The following is a 16,310-nucleotide window of genomic DNA, read 5'->3' on the forward strand; positions in this document are numbered from 1 at the left end:
CCCCACCACCCCCGCCGGGGGGGGGGGGGCCCCCCCCCCCCCCCCCGCCCCGGGCCCCCCCCCCCCCCCCCCCCCCCCCCCCCCCCCCGTCAGGTCCGGGGCCGGGAAGCCGGCCGGTGGAACGGGCTACTTCTCCCGCTGCTTGCGCCAGCGGATGCCCGCCTCCAGGAAGCCGTCGATCTCACCGTTGAAGACCGCTTCCGGGTTGCCCATCTCGAACTCCGTACGCAGGTCCTTGACCATCTGGTACGGGTGCAGGACGTAGGACCGCATCTGGTTGCCCCAGGAGTTGCCGCCGTCGCCCTTGAGGGCGTCGATCTTGGCCTGCTCCTCCTGGCGGCGGCGCTCGAGGAGCTTCGCCTGGAGGACGTTCATCGCGGACGCCTTGTTCTGGATCTGCGAGCGCTCGTTCTGGCAGGAGACGACGATGCCGGTCGGGATGTGGGTCAGGCGCACCGCGGAGTCCGTGGTGTTGACGCCCTGACCGCCGGGGCCCGAGGAACGGTACACGTCGACGCGCAGCTCGGACTCGTCGATCTCGATGTGGTCGGTCTGCTCGACCACGGGCAGCACCTCGACGCCCGCGAAGGACGTCTGGCGGCGGCCCTGGTTGTCGAAGGGCGAGATCCGGACGAGCCGGTGGGTGCCCTGCTCGACGGAGAGCGTGCCGTAGGCATACGGGACCTGGACGGCGAAGGTGGTCGACTTGATGCCGGCCTCCTCCGCGTACGACGTCTCGTAGACCTCGGTCTTGTAACCGCGCTGCTCGGCCCAGCGGAGGTACATGCGCTGGAGCTTCTCGGCGAAGTCGGCCGCGTCCACGCCACCCGCCTCGGCCCGGATGTTGACCAGGGCCTCGCGGGAGTCGTACTCGCCGGAGAGGAGCGTACGGACCTCCATCTCGTCCAGCGCCTTCTTGACGGCCTCCAGCTCGGCCTCGGCCTCGGCCAGCGTGTCGGCGTCGCCCTCGTCCTGGGCGAGCTCGAAGAGGACTTCGAGATCGTCGATGCGGGAGCGGAGGGCCTCGGTCTTGCGGACCTCGGCCTGGAGGTGCGAAAGCCTGCTGGTGATCTTCTGCGCCGCCTCGGGGTCGTCCCAGAGGGAGGGCGCGGCCGCCTGCTCCTCGAGCGCGGCGATGTCCGCCCTCAGCGCATCCAGGTCCAGGACGGCCTCGATGGACCCCATGGTCGAGGAGAGGGACTTCAGCTCTTCGGAAATATCGACGACTGCCACGGGTCCAGCGTAACGGCTGTCGGAGCGGACCTTCCCCGGGCCGCGTGATCACGTCTTGGCGACACCGTCGACCGCGTCCCCTCGACGCCGGTGATCACAGCCGTGGTTCCGGCTCGGCGACCGGGTGCGCGGCGCGCGGGAGAGGCCCGGGCGGGCCGGCTCAGGGAGTCGCCGGTGCCGAGTTCTCCGTGTCCTGCGGGGGCGCGTCCGAGGAGTCGCCGCTCAGCGCCAGCCGGCCGCCCACGGCCAGCGCCGCCACCAGCACCAGGGCGGCGGCGCCCAGGGTGAGGCGGCGCTTGCGGACGGCCGCGGCCTTGTTGCGGGCCGAGCCGGGGCGGGGCGCGCCCGGGGAGCGCGGGGCGCGGGCGGTGCCGCGGGGGCCGCCGGAGAGCTCGTCGGGGGCCGGGACACGCATGCTGGTGTGGGTGTCGCGGTTGGAGTCCGTGGAGGAACCCGGGACCAGCGGGACCGCGCCGCGGCGGCGGGGCTCCTCGGAGGCGGGGGCGTACGGCTGCTCGTCGTACGTCCCTGGCTCGGGGTCGGTACCGGGCTCGTCCACGTCCAGCGGCGGGATGCCGGCCAGTTGCGGAAGCATTTCGCGCAGCCGGGACGCGAGCTCGGAGGCGCGCAGCCGGGAGGCCGGGGCCTTGGCCAGGCACTGGACGAGGAGCTGCCAGAGTTCCTCGGGGATGCCGGGGAGGGGGACGACCGTCTCCGTCACATGGCGGCGCAGCACGGCGCCGGAGTGTCCGCCGCCGAACGGGGTGAAGCCGGCGAGGAGTTCGTACAGGACGGTCGCGAGGGCGTAGATGTCGACTGCGGCGCGGGGCGGGAGGCCCTCGACTATCTCGGGGGCCAGGTAGTCCGGAGTGCCGATGATCTTGCTGGCTCTCGTGCGGCCCGGGGTGTCGATCAGCTTGGCGACACCGAAGTCGGTGAGCAGGGCCGGGTGCGCGTTGCCGGGGCCCAGCGGGCCCTCCATGTCGAGGAGGATGTTCTCCGGTTTGACGTCGCGGTGCACCACTCCGGCGGCGTGTGCGGCGGCCAGGCCGTCGGCGACGTCCGCGATGATCGCGACGGCGGCCTCGGGGGCGAGGCGGCGTTCGCGGTCGAGGCGGGTGCGCAGGTCCGTGCCGCGTACCAGGGTCATGACGAGGGCGAGGTCGTTGCCGTCCACCACGAGGTCGCGGACGGCGACGATGTGGGGGTGGTCCAGGCCGAGCAGCGCGGTGCGTTCCTGGACGAAGCGGCCCACGAGCTCCTGGTCGGACGCGAGGTCCTCGCGGAGCAGCTTGATGGCCACCGGGCCCTCGGGCCCCTCGCCGAGCCACACCGTGCCGGCGCTGCCACGCCCCAGGACCTGGTGGGCGGTGTACCGGCTGCCGATTTTCCGTGCCAAGACTGCTCCCTCAGCGGCTGGCGATGGATCGTCGCATGACCCCCGGCCGACAAAGTTACGCGTCGGCCGGGGGGTTGAGCGTCCGGGATGGCGCCAGCCCTCGCTTCCGCGGGCGAATTGCGGTGGAATCACGACGGATTCCGCCCCCGCGGAAGTCGACATAGATGGTGTTCCGGCCTCGCCGTCACGTCGGACGAAGCCTCAGGGACCGCTACCGGCACCGCCGTTGCCGCCGCCGGCGCTCTCACCGCCGCCGAGCTTCGAGATCCAGTCGGTGATGCCGGAGACCGTGTCGGTGATCGCCTGCCAGTAGCTCTTGCCCTGGCCGATCCAGTCCTGGAGCGGGGTCAGCTCCCAGATCAGCCAGCCCGCGACGAAGAGCAGGACCAACGTGAACAGGCAGCCCTTGAGGCAGCCGAGACCGGGGATCCGCATCGGGTTGGCGCTGCGCTGCCGCGGCTCGCGCGGCGGGCGCGGTGCGGGCTGCTGCGGGGGCGCGTACTGCTGGCGCTGCGGGGGCGGCGGCGGGGGCTGGTGGGGCTGGGGCTGCGGATGGTAGGGCTGGGGCTGCGGGGCGTACTGCTGCGGCGGGTAAGGCTGGTGCGGCGGCGGCTGCTGCCCCCGCTGCGGCGGGTACGGCTGGTGCTGGGGCTGCGGCCGTGGTTGGGGCTGCGGCTGGGGCCGCTGGGGGCGGCGTCGCAGCGGGTCCTGGCTGGGGTCGAGGTACTGGACCTGCGTCTGCTCGTTGCGGTCGCGGGCCGCCCGGAGCTGGGACTGCCAGGGGTGCGGGTCCTCCGGCTGCGGGGGGCCGTCCGGGCGCGGGGGCACGGGCGGCATGACCGTGGTCGGGTCGGCCTGCCCGCCGGGGTCGGCCTGGCCGGAGGTGTGCGGCAGGACGCTGGTCGCCCCGTCGGGGTCGTACGAACCGGCGTTGCTCGGCAGCACCTGCGTCGGGGCGGCGGCGCCGGGGGTCTCCGGCACGGGAGCGGGCGACGGATCGGGGGCGAGCAGGGTCCCCACCGCGTCGGCCGCGGCGATCTCGGCGGAGCTGGCGTGGACGCCGATGCCGGCCGCGACGGTGCGCAGCGCGCGGGCCAGGTTCTCGGCGCTGGGGCGCCGGTCCGGGTCCTTGCTCAGGCAGCGCTCTATGACCGTCCACAGCGGTTCCGGGACGGTGGTGGGGCGGCGGGGCTCCTCACTGAGGTGCCGGTGCAGGACTTCGAGGGCGGTGCCGCCGGCGAACGGCGGGCGGCCGGTGAGCAGCTCGTACAGCAGGATGCCCGCGCCGTAGATGTCGACCGCGGAGGTCTGCGGGCGGCCCTCGGCGGACTCGGGTGCGACATAGGCGGGCGTGCCGACGAACTCGTGGGTCCTGGTGAGGCCCGGGGAGTCGGCCAGGCGCGCGATGCCGAAGTCGGTGAGCATGGGGCGCATCGCGCCGTCGCGCTCGTCGAGCAGGACGTTGGCGGGCTTCAGGTCGCGGTGGACGATGCCGTCGGCGTGACTGGCGGCGAGCGCGTCCGCGATCTGCGCGGTGAGCAGCGCGGCGGCGACCGGCGTGAGCGGGCCGTTGTCGCGGAGGTACCGGTGCAGGTCGGGGCCGTCGACCAGATCCATGACGAGGGCGAGGAGGTCGCCCTCGACGACCAGGTCGCGAGTGCGCACGATGTTCTCGTGGGTGAGCCGGAGCAGCACCGAGCGCTCGCGCAGGAACCGCATCACGACGTCCGCGTCGTTGGCGAGCTCCTCCTTCAGGACCTTGATCGCCAGGGTCTCGCCGGGCTCGCCGGCGACGGCCGCCTCGGCACCCGCGGTCTCCCGCTGGCGGGCCCGCCAGACGGTGCCCGTGGCGCCGCGCCCCAGCGGCTCCTCAAGCAGGTATTTGCTGCCTACCGGCCGCACGTCATGCGCTCCCTGCAGATCGTGGTGTTCACGGTGGTCCCGGATTCGCACCGGAGTTCCGGCCCACTCTAGAGGCTGTCGTCAAACCGGCGTCGTCACCCGAAGGGCGGCCGGGCGGAGTCCGGCGCCGCGCCGTCACGGAACAAGACGCTCCTTTTCGGCCGATGGTTGCCGCACGCGGGCCGAACGGCCGTCGCGGGCGAGGCGGGCGGGTGCCGACGGAGCGGCTCCGGTGCGGCGGCAGGGCTTCGAACGGGTCCCGGAACGGTGCGGGCACCGTGGAACGCCCTCCGAGCAGGCACTCCCGCGGGCACTTATGGGCGCACACTCGGCCAATCAAGATCATTTTCCTGCGGTCGCCGGGCGGACCGACGGTGGCAGGTGCGAGGATGCGTACAGCACGGACCGTGGGAGGAGAAACCCGGCGGCTCGTGACGATCCTGTACCGGACGACGCGTCCGTGCCGGGTGGGGGGAGATCAACAGGGCGTTCCCCCTGCCCGGCGCCCCGCGCAGAAGGGACCGCTGACGGCGATGCAGATCCGGCTGACCGTCCTCGCGCCGCGCAGCGGCCAGACCCCGGCGCGCGCCTGTGACGTGCTGGTGACCGCCCCGTCGGGGACGGTGCTCGCCGCCGTGGCGCCCGAGCTGGCCTCGGCCGTCTCCGGGCCCGACGGACCGCCCGGCGGCGGTGCCGTGGTGCTGTTCGCCGGGCGCGAGCGGCTCGACGCGCAGCGGTGCGCGCTGGGCGAGCCCCCGCTGGTCGACGGGGCCGTGCTCTCGCTCCAGGTCCCGGGCGAGGACGAGGCCGGGGACGAGGTCGTGCCGGCCCAGTTGCACGTGGTGGCGGGGCCCGACGCGGGCGGGGTCCATCTGCTGCACGGCGGCCGGATCAGCATCGGCCGCTCCGCCGACGCGGACGTCCCGCTCGACGACCCCGACGTCTCGCGGCTGCACTGCGCGGTGACGGTCGCCGAGGACGGGCTGGTCTCGGTGGCGGACCTGGGTTCCACCAACGGCACCCTGCTCGACGGCAGGCCGGTCCGCGAGAGACCGGTCCGGCTGAAGCCCGGCGCCCTGCTGAGGCTCGGCGAATCGACTCTCCTGCTGACCTCCGGCGCGCGTACGCCGACGCTGGCGACGGCACCGGACGGCGAGGGACACCTGCGGGTGTCCGGCACGGCGGGCGCGGCCGGCGCCGACGGCGAACGGGCCGAGGAGCACGATTCCGGCCCCGCGTACGCCCCGGGCGCCTTCCCCGGGACAGGGCACGGTCCCGGGGCCGCACACGGTTCCGGTTCCGGGCACGGTTCCGGTTCCGGGCAGGGTCCCGGGTCCGGGCGCGGGACGGTCCCGCACGACGCGCGGGAGGGCGGCGACGGAGGGCGCGGCGGCGCCACGACCGGCCGCCGGTCCGCCCCTTCCGGCCCCCCGGACAGCGCTTCCGGTCCCTCGGACGCCGCTCCCGACCCTTCCTCCACCGCTCCGGAGGGCGAAGCGCCCCGGAAGGGCGGGATAGGCGCCTGGGCGCGCCGGCTCGCGGGCGGCAGGGGCGAGACCGCCCATGGGGCGATGCCGGACGGGGCGGGGGCCGCTCCGCCGGGCACGGAGTCCGCCGCACTCCCCACGAAGTCGGTGGCGGGAAGCGTCTGGCCCGATCCCGCGGCCGTGCTGCTGACCGCGCTCGGCCCCGGCCTCCGGCTCTGGGAGCGCGACACCGTGCATCCGGAGGCGCTCGTGGTGCGGCTGGGCACGACCGACCGGGCCGAGCTGCCCGCCGTGCCGGTGACGGTGGGGCTGCGGGAGGCCGGATCGCTCGGCCTCGCCGGGCCGCGGAACCGGCTCCTCGGTCTGGCCCGTTCGACGGTCGCGCAGCTCGCCGCGCTGCACTCCCCCGCCGATCTGGAGATCGTGCTGATCAGCACGGACCGGGCGTGCGGCGCCGAGGAACGAGGACGCGAGTGGGCCTGGCTCGGCTGGCTTCCGCATGTGCGTCCGACGCGCGGCCAGGACTGCCGGCTGCTTGTCGCGTACGACCGTGAGCAGGCCGCCGCCCGCACGGCCGAGCTGGTACGACGGCTGGACGAGGGCCCGCTCGGTCCCGGCTGGGCGAGCCTGGACCGGGCCACGATCGCGGAGGCCGCCGCGCGGTACGCGGGGCCGTTCACCGTGCTGGTCGTGGACGGCGATCCCGGTTCGGCGGCGCTGCGCGAGAGTACCGCCCGCCTGGCCACCGCCGGTGCCGCCGCCGGGATCCATCTGATCTGTCTGGCCGAGACACCGGCCGCCACGCCCACGTCGCCGGTCGCGGCGACGTACGAGGCCGCCTGCCACGCCTCGATCGCGTTCCGGGAGTGCGGGGCGGTCGCGATGTTGAGCGGCGACGTGGCCACGGCCCTGCGGCTGCTGCGCACGGCCGACGGCCGGGCCGCGGGCCGCGGCACGGTCGCCGCGGTGGACGCGGTGTCGGCGCACTGGGCCGAGCGGTTCGGCCGGGCCCTGGCCCCGCTGCGCACGGACGCCCCGGCGTCGGCGCACGGCGGGACCGCCTCGACCGCGCTGCCGCTCTCCGCCCGACTGCTGGACGAACTGGGCCTGGCCCGGGCCACCCCGGCGTCCCTGATGGCCCGCTGGGCCTCCGCGGCGGACGAACGGCCCACCACGCCTCCGACGACCGTGGCGGCCGCCGCGTCCGCCGCGGCCCGCCGTCCCGTCGGTCCTGCGGGCGCCGGGGGCGGTACGGGCCCGGCCGAACCGGACGGCCCCGGCTCGGGCCGTACGCGGTACCCCGCCCAGCAGCCGCGTGGGGTGACCCCTCGCGTGGCCGCCCAGCGCACGGTTCTCGGCCCGCCGTCCGGTCCCGGTGAGTACGGCCCCGGCCCGGGGCACGCCCCGTACCCCGGCAGCGACACCGTCACGCACGTCGGCACGGTGGGTCACGGCCTGGCCCGCGACGACGCACGTGGAGCCCACGGGGCCCACGGCTCGCCGGAGGACGACGAGGGGCACGGGGCACGCGAGAACAGGGACTCCGGGCGCACCCCGTACCCCGGCACCGCCGCCTCCGGGGCCGACCACGACGGCGGACGCTACGCCGGGGCGCCCGCGCAGGCGCCGGGCTCCCGCACCGTCGCCGGGTCCGGTTCGTGGAACGAGGCGAGCGGCGCGGACGGAGCCGCGGCCGGGCGTGTCACCGTGCCCGCGCACGCGGGCGCGGGCACCAGCACGGACACGGGAGCCAGAACCGGGAGGGGAAGGGACACGGCCACGGCCGTGCGGGGCCGTGGCGCCTCCGCCTACGGCCGCCCCTTCGTCGTGCTCGGTGCCGGGCCCCGAGGCGCGGTCGGCGTGGACCTGACGGAGGAGGGCCCCCACCTCCTCGTCGAGGGGCCGCCCGGCAGCGGGCGCACTGAGCTGCTGCGCGCCGTCGCCGCCTCGCTGGCCGCCGCCGACCGGCCCGACCGGCTGGGCATCCTGCTGGTCGACGGCGCCGGTGGCGAGGGCCTGGCCCCGTGCGCCGAACTCCCGCACGCCTTCACGCACCTGGTGGCCTGCGATCCGGTCCGGATGCGGGAGTTCGCGCAGGCGCTGGGCGGTGAGCTGAAGCGGCGCGCCGAGCTGCTGGGCGAGGAGGACTTCGGCGCATGGCACCAGCGGCGGGAGCTGGCGCGGCGGATGGTCGGCCAGCGTCCGCCGAGCGCCGCGGAGCAGCGCGGCGACATCGACTCCCCGATGAGCGGGACGCTCCGGTTGCGCCCCGCCGGTGCGCGGCCCGCGGCCCCCGGGCCGTCCCCGCTGCCCCGGCTCGTCGTCCTGGTCGACGACTTCGAGGCACTGGTCGCCCCCGCGCTCGGCAGTCCGGGCCGTCCCGCCGCCGGTTCGGTGGTACGGGCCCTGGAGGCCGTGGCCAGGGAGGGCGGCCGGCTCGGCGTCCACCTGGTCGCGGCTTCGGCCCGCCCGGAGCGAACGGAGGACACGGACCTCGCGCAGGGGGCCCGGTTGCGCATCGTGCTCGACGCCCCGGCCGTCCCGCGCTCGCCGGAGGACCCGGCGCCCGGGCGCGGCCGCCTGGGTCATCCGGACGGGCGGGTGACCCCGTTCCAGGGCGGCAGGGTGACGGGACGCATACCGCGTACGGCGACGTCGCGGCCCGTCGTCGTCCCGCTGGACTGGGAGCGGATGGGCGATCCGCCGGCCCGCCGCCCGGTCCGTGAGCTGGGCAACGGCCCGACGGACCTGGCGCTGCTGGCCAGTGCGCTGGAGCGGGCGGCCCGGTCGGTGAACGCCGACCCGGTGGCTCCGCTCGGCCCCGTCCACTCCTGACCCGCCCGTCCCTGCCCCGGGACCGTCCGCTCCTGACCCGCCCGCCCTGTCCCGGAACCGTCCGAATACTTCGCACGGGCCACTGATGGCACGTCACGAGCCCATCACGATCAAGGAGTTGACGCCGGAAGCGGTATTGCGGCCCACGTGGACCCGGCGTAGGACTGTGCGCACACGACGACGTGAGAGACGGGGACGGGGAAGCTATGCGCACGACCCAACGGATCAGCAGAGCCGCCGTGGTGTTGACCGCCATCGGCGCACTGGCCCTCACTGGTTGCGGCGGCAACGACGGCGGCGGAAAAGGAAAGTCCGGCCGGAACTCCGGGGGCGGCGGGGGAAGCTCGTCGGGCGTGGCCCTGCCGAAGCTGGACGGCGAGAAGCTCTCGGTCGCGGCGGTCTGGACGGGGGCGGAGCAGGCCAACTTCGTCAAGGTGCTGGAGGAGTTCGAGAAGCGCACGGGCGCGACGGTCACCTTCGTCCCGGCCCAGGACCCGATCATCAACTTCCTCGGTACGAAGATCGCGGGCGGTCAGCCGCCGGACGTCGCGATGATCCCGCAGGTCGGCGCGATCCAGCAGGCCGCCGAGAAGAAGTGGGCCAAGCCGGTCGGGGCCGAGGCCCGGGCCCAGCTGGCCAGGAACTACGCGAAGGTCTGGCAGGATCTCGGCACGGTGGACGGCACCCAGTACGCGGTGTACTTCAAGGCCGCCAACAAGTCCCTGATCTGGTACAACGCCAAGGCGTTCGAGAACGCGGGCGCGTCCGAGCCGAAGACCTGGAAGGACTTCCTGGCCACCGCCGAGACCGTGTCCGCCTCGGGCGTCACCCCGGTCTCGGTCGGCGGCGCGGACGGCTGGACCCTCACCGACTGGTTCGAGAACATCTACCTCTCCCAGGCGGGCCCGGAGAAGTACGACCAGCTGGCCAAGCACGAGATCAAGTGGACGGACCCGTCCGTCAAGGACGCGCTGACCACCCTCGCCGAGCTGTTCGGCAAGCCGTCGCTGATCGCGGGCGGCGCCGACGGCGCGCTCCAGACGGAGTTCCCCGCCTCGGTCACCCAGACCTTCACGGGCGGTGACCAGCCCAAGGCCGCGATGGTCTTCGAGGGCGATTTCGTAGGCGTCAACATCGCGCAGACAAAGGCGAAGATCGGGACGGACGCCAAGGTGTTCCCGTTCCCGGCGGTCGGGGCGAAGTCCCCGGTGGTGACGGGTGGCGACGCGGCGGTGGCGCTCAAGGACGGCAAGGGCGCGCAGGCCCTGCTGACCTGGCTGGGCTCGGTCGACGCGGCGAAGATCATGGCCGAGCAGGGCGGTTTCATCTCGCCGAACAAGGCTTTGGACGCCGCCGCGTACCCGAACGAGGTGCAGCGCACCATGGCGAAGGCGCTGGTCGCGGCGGGCGAGGCGGTCCGGTTCGACATGTCCGACCAGGCCCCGCAGTCGTTCGGCGGGACGCCCGGTAAGGGCGAGTGGAAGACCCTCCAGGACTTCCTGAAGAACCCGAAGGACATCGCGGGGACCCAGGCGCGACTGGAGTCCGACGCGGCCAAGGCGTACAAGAGCTGACGCGATGACGACAGCCGCAGCGGGGGGCGCCGACGCGGTGCCCCCCGCCGACACGCATGCGTCCGCGCCGCCCTCGGTGCCGGCGCCCAGGAAGCCGTCCGGCGGTTCGGCCGTCGGTCCGCGCCGCCGTCGCGGGAGCGTGACCGGCACCCGCCGGGTCGTCGCCGCGCTCTTCCTCGCACCGGCACTGGTGCTGCTCGGCGCGCTCGTGGTCTATCCCATCGGGTACTCCGTCTACCGGTCGTTCCTCGACCAGGCGGGCACAGGCTTCGCCGGACTCGACAACTACAAGGCGCTGTTCACGGACGAGACGATCCGTACGGCGATCAAGAACAACGCGATCTGGGTCGTGTTCGCGCCGACCGTCTCCACGGCCCTCGGGCTGATCTTCGCGGTGCTGACCGAGCGGATCCGCTGGGGCACCGCGTTCAAGCTGATCGTCTTCATGCCGATGGCGATCTCCATGCTCGCCGCGGGGATCATCTTCCGGCTGGTGTACGACCAGGCCCCGGAGCGTGGGGTCGCCAACGCCGTCTGGGTGGGCGTCCACGACACCTTCGCCGAGTCGGCGGGCTTCCCCCACGCGCACCCGCTGCCCGTCCATCCGTTGAAGCCGGGCGGCGGTGGTTCGTTCGTCACCAAAGCGCCGGTCCGGGCCGGGGAGCCGGTGCGGCTGCCGCTGGTCGGCGTGGCACCGGCGAAGATGCCGTCGGACGCGAAACCCGCGAAGGCCGCCGCGGCGGAGCCGGGCAGGATCACCGGCACCGTGTGGCTGGACTTCACCAAGGGCGGCGGCGGACGGCCGAACGTCATCGACCCCAAGGAGCTCGGGCTCAGGGGCATCGACGTCGAAGCGGTCAGGGACGGCAAGGTGGTGGCCTCCGCGAAGGCCGGCGCGGACGGGCTGTTCACCCTGCCCGCCTCGGCCGACGGCGCCGCACTCCGGCTCCCCGCCTCGAACTTCAGGGAGCCGTACAACGGTGTCGAATGGCTCGGCCCGACCCTCGTCACCCCGGCGATCATCGGCTCCTACGTATGGATGTGGGCCGGGTTCGCCATGGTGCTGATCGCGGCGGGCCTGGCGGGGCTGCCGCGTGAACTCCTCGAAGCGGCCCGGGTGGACGGCGCGAACGAGTGGCAGGTGTTCCGCCGGATCACGGTTCCGATGCTCGCACCGGTCCTCTCGGTGGTGCTGGCCACGCTGATGATCAACGTTCTGAAGGTCTTCGACTTGGTCTTCATCATCTCGCCGGGCTCCTCGCTGGCCGACGCGAACGTACTGGCGCTCCAGCTCTACCGCTCCTCGTTCGACACGGACGCGGATCTCGGCATCGGCAGCGCCATCGCCGTGCTCCTGCTGCTGCTGGTGCTCCCGGTGATGTACGTCAACATCCGCCGGATCCGGAAGGAGGGGCGCCGATGACGACCGCCTCGACCACGTCCACCGGGGCCGCGCCGGTGCGGGCCGGACGGTCCCTCGCCGCCCGGGTCGCGGCCCGCGCCGGGGGCGGCGCGATGCGCGTCTTCCTCGTCCTGGTCGGCCTGTTCTGGCTGATGCCGACCGTCGGGCTGCTGCTCTCCTCGCTGCGCGGCGCGGACGACATCGCCGCCGACGGCTGGTGGAAGGTCTTCGCAGCCCCGTCGCAGATCACCTTCGACAACTACGCCCGGCTGCTGGACAACTCGACGATCACCCACTCCGTCCTGAGCACGATTCTGATCACCGTCCCGGCGACCGTGCTCGTCGTCGTGCTCGGCTCCCTGGCCGGATACGCCTTCGCCTGGATGGACTTCCCCGGCCGCGACTGGTGGTTCCTGGTCGTGGTGGGCCTGCTGGTGGTGCCGGTGCAGGTCGCCCTCGTACCGGTCTCGAAACTCTTCGGCGCGATCGGGATCTTCGAGACGACATTCGGCGTGGTGCTCTTCCACACCGCCTTCGGCCTGCCCTTCGCGATCTTCCTGTTGCGGAACTTCTTCGCGGAGATCCCGAGGGAGCTGCTGGAGGCAGCACGGCTCGACGGGGCGGGCGAGATCCGGCTCTTCACCCGGGTCGTGATGCCGCTGGGCGGTCCGGCCATCGCCTCGCTGGGCATCTTCCAGTTCCTCTGGGTGTGGAACGACATGCTGGTCGCGCTGATCTTCGCGGACTCAGGTTCGCCGCCGATCACGGTGGCGCTCCAGCAGCAGGTCCGGCAGTTCGGGAACAACATCGACGTGCTGGCGCCCGGAGCCTTCGTGTCGATGGTCATTCCGCTGGCCGTGTTCTTCGCCTTCCAGCGCCAGTTCGTCTCCGGCGTGATGGCGGGCGCGGTGAAGTAGCGACGGCGGGACGGTGATGTACCGGCGAAGCGGAAGCGACACGTCGGCCGGACGGGCCCGAGGGCGGATGGTGCGCCGGGTGCTGCGGGGCGAGGGGGCGGAGCCGGTCGCCGGACGGGCCCGGGAGCGGAACCCGTCCGGCGACGCGGTCATCGTTTCTGGCCGGCCATCACCGTGATCAGGCCGACGACCACGAGCAGTGAGCCGCCCCAGGTCCACAGCGAGGTCCGCTCGTGCAGCACCGTCGCGCCGGCCAGCACGATCAGCAGGTACCCGAGCGCGTTGAAGGGGTAGGCGATGGACAGCGGCACCGTCGCCAGGGTGGTCATCCAGGCGACGGCGGACACCGCGAAGACCAGCAGCCCGAGGACGACCCACGGACTGGTCGCGGCGCGCAGGACGACGGATCCGCCGCCGTGCGCGGCGGCGGCAGCAGCCCCCTTCATCCCGTGCTTGAGCATGATCTGCCCGCCCGCCGACGAGAACACGGCGAACAGCAGCAGCAACAGACTGGGGACGGTCAAGGTCTTGCTCCTGACTGTGGCGGCCGGGGGCCCGGTCGCCGGGGCGAGGGTGGGACGGGGAACGGCGGCCTCGGACACGGGCCCGGTCGTCTCTGGCACCGGACAGGTCGCCCCGGTCACCGGCCGGGGCGTCTCAGACGCCGATCCGGTCGGCGGGTACGTACTGTCGGTTGAGGATGTCCTGTACATCGACGTGCTCTCCAGCGATGATCGTCTCGGCCGCGTGCGGGGTGAGCAGGGCGACGTGCTGATAGCCGAACAGCGTCGGCCGGATCCGGGTGAGCAGCTTCGACAGCCCGCCGAGGACCGTGGGGAGCGGCCCGCCACCGAGCAGGGCCCAGAACGGGGCCCCGGTGGAGGTGAGGTCGAGGACGTCGTACCCGGCGCCGCGCACGGTGCGGCGCAGACTGGCCCGGGTGAAGAAGCGCAGATGTGTTTCGTCGAGGATGCCGCGCCGGTCGTAGTCGAAGACGCCGAGCGCGACCCGCAGCCGGGAGTACCAGTGGCTGAAGTTCGGCACGGAGAGCAGCACATGGCCGCCGGGCCGCAGCACGGTGGCGACCTCGGCCAGGAGCCGTTCGGGCCGGGAGAGGTGCTCGATGACGTCGCCGGCGACCACGTAGTCGTAGCCGGTGCCGATCTCCGGGGGGAGTCCCGCCTCCAGGTCGGCGAGGTGGAAGTGGGTGCACTTCTCGCGCACACCGGGGACCTCGACGTAGTCGACGCCCGTCACCTCGTGGCCGAGGGCTTCGAGGCGCTGCGCGAACAGGCCGCCGGAGCAGCCGAGATCGAGGACCCGGCCGGGTGGCAGACCGCGCATCCGTTCCAGGATGACGGCGTGCGAGGAACCGTCGCCCTCCTTGAAGGCGTACTCGACGGGCTTGGGGATCCAGGCACACGTGCCGAACCCCTTGACGGCGAGCCGGTATTCGAGGACGTCCTTGATGACGTCCTTCGCGTATTTCAAGCCGTTGACGTAGCAGATCTCTTCGCCGTAGTAGGTGGGGACGGGGATCTCCTTGATCCGCATTCCGGCGTCGAGCAGCTGGACGATGATCTGGGTGTCGAAGTCGAACGCGTCGGTGTTCCGGTCGATCGGCAGTTTCGCCAGCGCGGCGACACTGTAGGCGCGGTATCCGGAGTGGAATTCGGTGAGCCGCGATCCGAGAAGGCCGTTCTCCAGCCGGGTGAGAATGCGGTTGCCGAGCCATTTGTACATCGGCATGCCGCCCTTGAGGGCTGATCCGGATTTCATCATCCGCGAGCCGAAGACGGCCTCGCATTCGCCGCGTTCGATCGGTGCGACCATCTCGGGAAGGAATTCGGGGGCGTACTGCCCGTCGCCGTGCAGCAGCACGACGATGTCGAGTCCATGGGCGGCGGCCAGGGCGTAACCGGCCTTCTGGTTCCCGCCGTATCCGAGGTTCTTGGTGTGCCGCATGACGACGGTCCGCGGCATTCCCTCCGTCTGCGACCAGCGGCAGCCCGCGGTGAAGGTCGCGTCATGGCTCGCGTCGTCGAGAATGAGAATCTCGGTGACCTTGGACCTGAAGTCCTCCGGGATGCGGTCGAGGGTCCTCTCCAGCGTCGTCTCGGCGTTGTACGCGACCACCAGGATGCCGATCCTGAGGCTCGGGCTTTCCTTCACGAAACGTTCTCCAGTTGTGCTCGGTGCTGGGTGCTCGGTGCTGGGTGCTGGGGGCTCGATGCCGGGAGGCCGGGATCCCGGTGCTCGGGGGGCCGGTCCCGGAAGGGGGCCGGGGACTCGGCGGGGCGGTCACCTGACGGGGGAACCGGCGGGGCGCGGGGAGCGGGGCACGGTGCGCGGGGCCGGCCCGGCGGCGCACGGCGGCGAGGGCACGGACGGCGGCGCGGCAAGGATCACGCGGACTCCGCAGACGAGCCCGACGGCGAGGACGGCCCAGCCCGCCTCCCCCAGATGCATCACGGTGTCGCTCCAGCGCACGGCGGAGCGCCCCATGTAGCCGAGGAGGGCGGTCAGTCCGAGCAGACAGCTGTACGCGGCGCCCTCCCAGAAACCGATGACGAAGAGCCCGGCCGCCGCCCAGGTCAGGTACTGGAGGGCGGACGCGGTGGAGAGGAGCAGCAGCAGTCCCATCGTGAGGCCGACGACGACGGGCAGTTGCGCGGGCCGCAGCAGGGCCAGCCACACCCCGGCCGTCACGCAGGCCAGCACGAACAGGAAGTGCCCGTCGCCCTGGACGAAGGTGATGAACGCGTCCGGCAGCCCGGCCAGGTCGGCGAACCGGACGATGCCCCAGAGGCGGTGGCCGCCCGCGTACTCCAGGACGTTCTCCTTGAGGTTCTGCGGCACGGTCGCCAGAACAGGCCCCCAGACGAGGGCGGTCAGGGCGGTGAAGGCTGCGGTGAAGCGGAGGAGGGCCGGGCGGCCCGCCCGCAGCGCGACGACGAACAGCGCCGGGACCGTCACCACCGGGATGAACTTGACGCTGATCGAGAGGGCCGCGGCCAGCCCCGCGGCCAGCGGTGACTTCCGGTCCGCGAGGAGGTGGGCGGCGGCCAGGGCGAAGGTGATCGCGACCGCGTCGGTGTTGCCGTGGTAGCCGGACGTGGCGATCAGTACCGGACTGAGGGCGACGCCCACCCCGCAGGCCACCGCCACACCCAAGGAGCGCCGCCGGCGGACGATTTCGAAGACGAGGAGCGCGCAGCAGAAATCGGCGATCGAGGCGGGCGCCCTGATAAGGCTCCCGAACGGGATTCCGATGTCGGAGAGTTCTTTCAGACCGAGCAGCATCCACCCGGCCAGGGGCGGATGGTTGTAGACGGGCAGCCCCGGAAGCGGTTGTTCGTAGATCCGAATGGGGCCGTAACGCGCGATGGCCGCGGCGAAACCACGGAAGATGTGCACGTCTGCCGGTCCGGGCTTGTTGGCCGCGATCAGCATTCGGGTGAGGAGACCCACGGCAGCGGCGGCGAGCACCGCCGTTCTCGCTCGTCGCACGCCCCAGGTTTCGCATCGCATTCGGATACCCATGAAAACAGAACGTAGCAA

General features: G+C 73.0%; 10 protein-coding genes. 4 read left to right on the plus strand and 6 right to left on the minus strand.

Annotation, left to right across the window (positions count from 1 at the left end; all coding sequences use genetic code 11):
• Nucleotides 1-126 precede the first annotated feature (126 nt).
• The 3 genes from prfB to ACGF2V_RS19990 form a co-directional block, all read right to left on the minus strand.
• A complete protein-coding gene (prfB, locus tag ACGF2V_RS19980) occupies nucleotides 127-1,233 on the minus strand; it encodes a peptide chain release factor 2 (RefSeq protein WP_362620802.1) in 1,107 nt (368 codons plus the stop codon).
• Between the two features lie 160 nt (nucleotides 1,234-1,393).
• Entirely contained in the window at nucleotides 1,394-2,632 is a 1,239-nt protein-coding gene (locus tag ACGF2V_RS19985) for a serine/threonine-protein kinase (protein ID WP_362707280.1), read from the minus strand.
• A gap of 201 nt (nucleotides 2,633-2,833) precedes the next feature.
• On the minus strand, nucleotides 2,834-4,534 hold the full coding sequence (locus tag ACGF2V_RS19990) for a protein kinase (RefSeq protein WP_362620806.1): 1,701 nt from the start codon (nucleotides 4,532-4,534) through the stop codon (nucleotides 2,834-2,836).
• A 533-nt stretch (nucleotides 4,535-5,067) separates the two neighbouring features.
• Here ACGF2V_RS19990 and ACGF2V_RS19995 point away from each other — a divergent pair.
• The 4 genes from ACGF2V_RS19995 to ACGF2V_RS20010 all read left to right on the plus strand — a co-directional run bounded on the left by ACGF2V_RS19995 (nucleotide 5,068) and on the right by ACGF2V_RS20010 (nucleotide 12,749).
• Nucleotides 5,068-8,856, plus strand: a complete 3,789-nt coding sequence (locus tag ACGF2V_RS19995; protein WP_362707460.1) for an FHA domain-containing protein — start codon at nucleotides 5,068-5,070, stop codon at nucleotides 8,854-8,856.
• A 206-nt stretch (nucleotides 8,857-9,062) separates the two neighbouring features.
• Nucleotides 9,063-10,430 carry an ABC transporter substrate-binding protein gene (locus ACGF2V_RS20000; RefSeq protein WP_362707278.1) on the plus strand — a complete coding sequence of 456 codons (1,368 nt, stop codon included), beginning with the start codon at nucleotides 9,063-9,065 and terminating at the stop codon, nucleotides 10,428-10,430.
• Nucleotides 10,431-10,434: 4 nt separating this feature from the next.
• Nucleotides 10,435-11,853 (plus strand): sugar ABC transporter permease, encoded by a 1,419-nt coding sequence (locus tag ACGF2V_RS20005; protein WP_362620810.1) that lies wholly within the window; start codon nucleotides 10,435-10,437, stop codon nucleotides 11,851-11,853.
• Complete coding sequence (locus ACGF2V_RS20010) at nucleotides 11,850-12,749, plus strand: carbohydrate ABC transporter permease (protein ID WP_362620811.1); 900 nt, start codon at nucleotides 11,850-11,852, stop codon at nucleotides 12,747-12,749. The genes ACGF2V_RS20005 and ACGF2V_RS20010 overlap by 4 nt, the downstream gene beginning before the upstream one ends.
• Before the next feature lie 149 nt (nucleotides 12,750-12,898).
• On the opposite strand, the gene ACGF2V_RS20015 is transcribed toward ACGF2V_RS20010, so the two are convergent.
• The 3 genes from ACGF2V_RS20015 to ACGF2V_RS20025 form a co-directional block, all read right to left on the minus strand.
• Nucleotides 12,899-13,273: a hypothetical protein gene (locus ACGF2V_RS20015; RefSeq protein WP_362620813.1), complete on the minus strand. Its 375-nt coding sequence runs from the start codon at nucleotides 13,271-13,273 to the stop codon at nucleotides 12,899-12,901.
• Nucleotides 13,274-13,406: 133 nt separating this feature from the next.
• The gene (locus ACGF2V_RS20020) at nucleotides 13,407-14,921 is read right to left on the minus strand and encodes a bifunctional glycosyltransferase/class I SAM-dependent methyltransferase (RefSeq protein ID WP_362620815.1); all 1,515 of its coding nucleotides are present in this window, start codon (nucleotides 14,919-14,921) and stop codon (nucleotides 13,407-13,409) included.
• 129 nt (nucleotides 14,922-15,050) lie between these two features.
• Nucleotides 15,051-16,259 (minus strand): hypothetical protein, encoded by a 1,209-nt coding sequence (locus ACGF2V_RS20025; protein ID WP_362707275.1) that lies wholly within the window; start codon nucleotides 16,257-16,259, stop codon nucleotides 15,051-15,053.
• Nucleotides 16,260-16,310 lie beyond the last annotated feature (51 nt).

Origin of the sequence: Streptomyces sp. NPDC047982 (assembly GCF_043204165.1) — a bacterium.
GTDB lineage: Bacteria > Actinomycetota > Actinomycetes > Streptomycetales > Streptomycetaceae > Streptomyces.